At 54.7% G+C, this 276-nt stretch carries 1 protein-coding gene; it reads right to left on the bottom strand.

Translation table 11 applies throughout. From position 1 onward, the window contains the following. Nucleotides 1-2 precede the first annotated feature (2 nt). The gene (locus SB717_RS35530) at nt 3-212 is read right to left on the bottom strand and encodes a hypothetical protein (protein ID WP_410907638.1); all 210 of its coding nucleotides are present in this window, start codon (nt 210-212) and stop codon (nt 3-5) included. Between the last annotated feature and the right edge of the window lie 64 nt (nt 213-276).

Raw genomic sequence — 276 nt, 5'->3', positions numbered from 1 at the left:
ACTCAAGCTGACCTCGAATCGATACCAAGCAGGTGCAGTGAGCTATTTGGATATCGTAACGGCTCAGACAATCGCGCTGCAGAATGAACGCAACGAAGAACAAATCGCCGGCAGACGACTTGATGCAAGCGTACGTCTGCTACAAGCATTGGGAGGCGGATGGGACCGCGCCGAGCTAGCGCCTCAAAGCGATCACGCAACGACCACCGCATACCAACTCCGCCAGTGAACACTGCTTGCACGCCGATGGAATTCGGTTTTGCCTAGAACAACAGG

Source organism: Priestia sp. SIMBA_032 (assembly GCF_046535215.1).
Lineage (GTDB): Bacteria > Bacillota > Bacilli > Bacillales > Bacillaceae_H > Priestia > Priestia aryabhattai.
Note: the sequence above shows the minus strand (reverse complement) of the source record. Positions and strands in the feature narration are given on the sequence as shown.